Annotated in this window: 7 protein-coding genes; 4 read left to right on the plus strand and 3 right to left on the minus strand. The window is 29.5% G+C overall.

The window, feature by feature from the left end; genetic code table 11:
• The 3 genes from A9758_RS02295 to A9758_RS02305 form a co-directional block, all read left to right on the plus strand.
• A partial coding sequence (locus tag A9758_RS02295) for a glutamate--tRNA ligase (RefSeq protein ID WP_069776324.1) occupies positions 1-1,199 on the plus strand: 1,199 nt, incomplete at its 5' end.
• 13 nt (positions 1,200-1,212) lie between these two features.
• Positions 1,213-2,448, plus strand: coding sequence for an LL-diaminopimelate aminotransferase (locus A9758_RS02300; protein WP_011406511.1), 1,236 nt, complete (start codon positions 1,213-1,215; stop codon positions 2,446-2,448).
• A gap of 154 nt (positions 2,449-2,602) precedes the next feature.
• Positions 2,603-2,812: a histone family protein gene (locus A9758_RS02305; protein WP_048059736.1), complete on the plus strand. Its 210-nt coding sequence runs from the start codon at positions 2,603-2,605 to the stop codon at positions 2,810-2,812.
• 124 nt (positions 2,813-2,936) lie between these two features.
• On the opposite strand, the gene A9758_RS02310 is transcribed toward A9758_RS02305, so the two are convergent.
• The 3 genes from A9758_RS02310 to A9758_RS02320 form a co-directional block, all read right to left on the minus strand.
• Positions 2,937-4,295 carry an MFS transporter gene (locus A9758_RS02310; protein WP_011406512.1) on the minus strand — a complete coding sequence of 453 codons (1,359 nt, stop codon included), beginning with the start codon at positions 4,293-4,295 and terminating at the stop codon, positions 2,937-2,939.
• A 95-nt stretch (positions 4,296-4,390) separates the two neighbouring features.
• Positions 4,391-4,654 carry a hypothetical protein gene (locus tag A9758_RS02315; RefSeq protein WP_048059738.1) on the minus strand — a complete coding sequence of 88 codons (264 nt, stop codon included), beginning with the start codon at positions 4,652-4,654 and terminating at the stop codon, positions 4,391-4,393.
• The gene (locus A9758_RS02320) at positions 4,647-5,171 is read right to left on the minus strand and encodes a hypothetical protein (RefSeq protein ID WP_011406513.1); all 525 of its coding nucleotides are present in this window, start codon (positions 5,169-5,171) and stop codon (positions 4,647-4,649) included. Before A9758_RS02320 ends, A9758_RS02315 begins: the two co-directional genes overlap by 8 nt.
• 109 nt (positions 5,172-5,280) lie before the next feature.
• Between A9758_RS02320 and A9758_RS02325 the strand changes: the two genes are divergently transcribed.
• Positions 5,281-5,541, plus strand: coding sequence for a hypothetical protein (locus tag A9758_RS02325; RefSeq protein WP_143740855.1), 261 nt, complete (start codon positions 5,281-5,283; stop codon positions 5,539-5,541).
• Positions 5,542-5,642: the final 101 nt, after the last annotated feature.

Below are 5,642 nucleotides of genomic sequence, written 5' to 3' on the forward strand. Positions count from 1 at the left end.
AAATATACACACAAAGTGACAGACTAGAAATATACTATGAATATGCACAAAAAGCAATAGAAATAGGTGCTGCATATATGTGTAAATGTGATGGTGGAGAATTTAAAAAACTTAAAGATAACTGTCAACCATGTCCATGTAGAAGTCATACCATAGAAGAAAACATGGAATTATGGAATAACTTTGAAAATATGGAAGAAGGAGAAGCAGTACTTCGTATAAAAACAGATATAAATCATAAAAATCCTGCAATACGTGACTGGGTTGCAATGAGAATAGTAAACCAAGAACATCCAAGATTAGGAAATAAATATAAAATCTATCCAATGATGAACTTCTCAGTAACAGTAGATGATCATCTTATGGGAATGACACATGTATTACGTGGAAAAGACCATCTTGCAAACAGTGAAAAACAAACATACCTATACAAACACTTTGGATGGGATGTACCAGAGTTTATTCACTATGGTAGATTAAAAATGGATGATGTAGAACTTAGTACATCTAAAGCAAGAGAAGGTATTGAAAATAAAACATACACTGGATGGGATGATCCAAGACTTGGAACTATACGTGCAATTGCAAGAAGAGGAATTAAAAAAGAAGTACTTTATGATTTAATAGAGGAGATTGGAACAAAACAAGCCGATGCAACAATAAGTTGGAAGAAAATCTATGGATTAAATCGTAACATCATAGAGGAAAACACAAACAGATACTTCTTCATACCAAATGCTGTTAAAGTAGATGTTGAAAATCTACCAAGTTCTAAAACAAACATGACAGTAGAACGTGAACTTCACTATAACAAACCAGAAAAAGGATTTAGAAACTTAACATTTAATGGTAGTGTATACATACCAGAAGATGACTATAAACATGCACAAGATAAAAACATACCATTAAGACTAATGGATTTAATAAATATTAAAATAGAGGAAGATAAAGTAATATATGATAGTGAAACTCTTGAAGATGCACAAGCACAACATGCACGTATTATACAATGGGCACCAGTTGAAACATCCATAAGTGCTACAGTTGTAATGCCAGATAATACTCATGTTACAGGATATATTGAATGTGATGCATCAAATCTAGAAGTTGATGATATGGTACAACTTGAAAGATTTGGATTTGCAAGAGTAGATAAAATAAATGATAATGAAATAACATTCTATTATACACATAACTAAAAAGGTGAAATATATGGCAGTGAAAGTAAATGAATACTATAGTTTAATACAAAACAACTACTTATTTGTAGAAATTGCAAGAAGAGTAGATGAATATCAAAAAGAAAATCCAGATGCAAATCTCATAAAAATGGGAATTGGAGATGTAACAAGACCACTTGCAAAATCAGTAGTTGAAGCATTTAAAAGGGCTGTTGATGAATTAGGTGATGCTGATACATTTAGAGGATATGGTCCAGAACAAGGATATGACTTCTTAATTGAAGATGTTATAGAAAATGATTATAAACCATTAGGAGTAGAACTTAAAAACTCTGAAGTATTTATAAGTGATGGAGCAAAATGTGATACTGGAAATTTCCAGGAACTCTTTTCTAAAGATAATATAATTGCAGTAACAGATCCTGTATATCCTGTATATGTTGATAGTAATGTAATGGCAGGACGTAGTGGTAAAATGGGTGAAGATGGATTCTATGAAAACATAGTATATCTTCCAGCAACTAGTGAAAATGACTTTGTACCATCACTTCCTAGTGAAAAAGTAGATATTATCTATCTATGTTATCCTAACAATCCTACAGGAACAACTCTTACAAAAGAACAATTAAAAGAATGGGTAGATTATGCACATGAAAACGATGCATTAATATTATTTGATGCTGCATATGAATCATTTATTAAAACTCCTGGAATTCCACATAGTATCTTTGAAATTGAAGGTGCAAAAGATGTTGCAGTTGAATTTAGAAGTTATTCAAAAGTAGCAGGATTTACTGGTACTCGTTGTGCTTACTGTGTTGTACCAGAAGAGGTTTATGTTAAAGATGCTAATGGTAATAAAGTACAATTAAATCCATTATGGAATAGAAGACAATCAACTAAATTTAATGGTGTATCATATCCTGTTCAAAGGGCTGCACAGGCAATTTACACACCTGAAGGTAAGAAAGAAATTCAAGAAAATCTTGATTATTATGTTAAAAATGCACAAGTTATTCGAGAAAGTCTTGAAAAAATGGGATTAAAAGTTTATGGAGGAGTAGATTCACCATATATTTGGTTTAAAACACCTAATGATATTGATTCCTGGAGTTTCTTTGATATTTTACTTAAAGAAGCTCATGTTGTAAGTACTCCTGGTGCTGGATTTGGTCCAAGTGGAGAAGGTTATCTTAGATTAACTGCATTTAATACTTATGAAAATACTGTTGAAGCTATGGATAGAATTTCAAAATTAGAATTCTAATTTTTCTACCATAACTTTTTTTATAAAAAAAAATATTTTACCTAAATTGAGGTGTTTTATGATAAATAAAGCCCTATTTTTAAGTAAAATTAAGTATTTTTGAGAAATACTTAAATAATACCTATGATATATCTATCTAAAGGAGATGTAAAATATGACAGAAATACCAAAAGCACCTGTAACTAGAATTGTTAAAAATGCTGGTGCAGAAAGAATAAGTAAAGATGCAGAAGAAAAAATCGTTGAAGCTGTAGAAGCTTATGCTGACAAATTAGCATCCGCAGTTATTGATTTAGCAAAACATGCTGACCGCAAAACTATACAAGCTGAAGACGTAGAATTAGCTTTAAAACATTTTAACTAATTCTCTTCCTTCTTTAACCTTTATGTTCTAATTTTAAATTTAATATTTATTTTTTTTATTTCAAAAATAAGTTATTTCTATTTATCATACTAATTTTCTAAAAAAAAAGTTAAAAATTGGAAATTTAGTTTTTATTTCCTGATTTTATACCCATGAGTGATAATAGTATTGCTATTATACATAGTATTGTTGATAGTATCATTGTTACTTGGCTACTTAGTATTAGTTGTGGATAATGTTGTGGTATTATTGGAACGTTACCCATTATATATGCAAATACTAGTGTTAAAAGTCCTAGACTAAATGATTGTCCTATTGTTCTTACTGTGGATAGAGATGCTGATGCTGTTGCTATGTCTTTTTTATCAACTGATCCTAGTATTACATTGTTGTTTGGTGTTGAAAATAGACTAAATCCAACTCCTTGTAGTATCATTGATATGAATATCATATATAATGGTGTTGTTTCATCTAAGAAACACAGTATAACCAGTGCTATTGATACTATTATCATTCCTATTGCTGCTAGTATTTGTGGATTGATTTTATCTGATAGTCTTCCTGCTATTGGTGCACCTATTGCCATGATTAGTGGTGTGACAATAAGTATTAGTCCTGTTGTTTCTGGACTAAATCCATTTAAGTATTGTAGATGATAATTTAAAATATATGTTACCACAAATGTTGCAAAATAACTAATTAAAGATGCAATATTAGAGGAGGTGTATTTTACATTCCTAAATAAGTGCATATCATATATAGGATATTGTTCTTTTAATTCATACTTTGCAAAAATTGCTAGTATAACAAGACCTATAACCACAGTTATGATACCAATCACATCATGTAGTATTGTAAAACCATACATTAAAATTAAAATTCCAACAACATAAAGTAGTGAACCTTTAACATCTATAGGATCTCCACCACCAATTATCCATTCCTTATCAATTCTTGTTAGGAGATAATATGATATTAATATTAGTGGAACTGTAATATAGAATATACTTCTCCAACCCACATACTCCACTAGAAAACCACTAACAGTTGGAGCAAGTGTAAGACCAAGATACACTCCTGTTACTGTAATACCAATAGCCTGACCTCTTTTTTGTGGAGGTACTTGTTCTGTTATTATTGCCATACTATTTACAAATAGAACTGCAGAAGCTATACCTTGAATTATTCGTGCTACTAACATAAATTCTATATTAAATGCTATACCAGACAATATAGAACCTACAACATAGCCTATAAGACCTATTCCCATAGTTTTGTTTAAACCATATTTTCCACATATTTTACCAAAGGGCACACTTGCAGCTGCTATAACTAGTAGATATATGTTTACTAGCCAGTTTTGCATTATATTTGTAATATTAAAGTCAACTGCTATAGTTGGAAGTGCAACAGATACAGCATTTGATGTAAAAGCAACACCAAAAGAAGCTAGCATTGCAATTAATATTACATACTTATTCATAATTTTCTCATTTACCATGATATTATATTTCTTAATTATAAGTAATATATTCAAAGTATAAAAAAAATTTTGAAAAAAAAGGGGAGTTTAAAGACTTAAAAATTATTAGATGCTAAATTATCTTCTATTACTTGTATTATGTTTCTTGCTACCTGTGGTGTCATAACAATTTGTAGATTACATTCTTGTATCATTTCAACATTACCAAATTCATCACTTGAAAGTTTATCTTCAATAAATGCAACACGTATCTGATCATTTGATCCTACACACACTGCTCCAGATACAGGATTTGTTTGTGTATCTTTGACTACTATTTTTGGTACTTGTCCATTGTTTAGGTTATCTAGGTTATCCATAATTTATCATCTTCCTATTTTTATCCTGTGGGTAAACACTATTTATTACAAAGTTATTTGGAAGTGTAGAAGTATTAATTTTCGTATTTTTAAGGTCTTCATATTCTTTTGTTTTAACGAGTATTTCCTCATTTTCCTCTAATTTTTCGAGTTCCCCATCAATATCAACTTCATATTCAAAGTTATTCATAAATCTTTCAAATTCCTCATCACTTAATACATCACCTAGTATGTCTTTTTTATGTTCCATGTCATGTTCCATTACTAGTTCTACAAGTGTTATCTGTGTTTTAATTAATGTTTTCACAATCTTTGAATTAAGATTTACTTTGTAATTTGTACCATCCTTAACTAGTATTTCTAGTTCTTCAAGAGTTTTGATAAAGGAATTTAGAGTTACTCGTGATATTTGTGCTCCATATGCTATTTCCTTTTTTGTGTATGGTTTTTCTGGATTTGTTAACACATAACTTACTACTTTTACTTGAGGATATTTTCCAAATATTTTTTCATACATAATACTATTACACCACGTATATTTTTTAAACATTACTTATACATGAAAAAAATTTCATGTACAGAAATTATACATATAATTATATATGTCTACTACTATATATAATCTTATGAAGTCTAATCCAGATTTAGAAAAGGACATCCTATCCACATTATTCAAACATGGATGTATTGGAAAGCATCATACACCAATAATAAACCTTTGTAGAAACCTAAATCAATATTCAACCAAGGAAATTAAAAAAGGAATAAAATCCCTCCGTAAAAAGAAGTACATTAACCTTTATAAAACATATCATGGATTAGATGTTAGACTTGTTCCATCTAGTCTTCAAGAGGTAAAGAAAATAATTGACTATAAGGAAAAATAAGAAGTACTCCAGATATTTTTAAAGAGAATAAAAAGAATATAATCAACCAATTGTTATAATAAAAAATTATTAATCCTCTAAAACACCCTATTAACATTTTA

This window comes from Methanosphaera sp. A6 (genome assembly GCF_001729395.1).
Classification (GTDB): Archaea; Methanobacteriota; Methanobacteria; order Methanobacteriales; family Methanobacteriaceae; genus Methanosphaera; species Methanosphaera stadtmanae.

Coding starts and splice junctions, on each gene's coding strand:
- A9758_RS02305 (WP_048059736.1), top strand. CDS start 2,603: ATGACAGAAATACCAAAAGCACCTGTAACTAGAATTGTTAAAAATGCT.
- A9758_RS02315 (WP_048059738.1), bottom strand. CDS start 4,654: ATGGATAACCTAGATAACCTAAACAATGGACAAGTACCAAAAATAGTA.
- A9758_RS02320 (WP_011406513.1), bottom strand. CDS start 5,171: ATGTATGAAAAAATATTTGGAAAATATCCTCAAGTAAAAGTAGTAAGT.
- A9758_RS02310 (WP_011406512.1), bottom strand. CDS start 4,295: ATGAATAAGTATGTAATATTAATTGCAATGCTAGCTTCTTTTGGTGTT.
- A9758_RS02300 (WP_011406511.1), top strand. CDS start 1,213: ATGGCAGTGAAAGTAAATGAATACTATAGTTTAATACAAAACAACTAC.
- A9758_RS02325 (WP_143740855.1), top strand. CDS start 5,281: ATGAAGTCTAATCCAGATTTAGAAAAGGACATCCTATCCACATTATTC.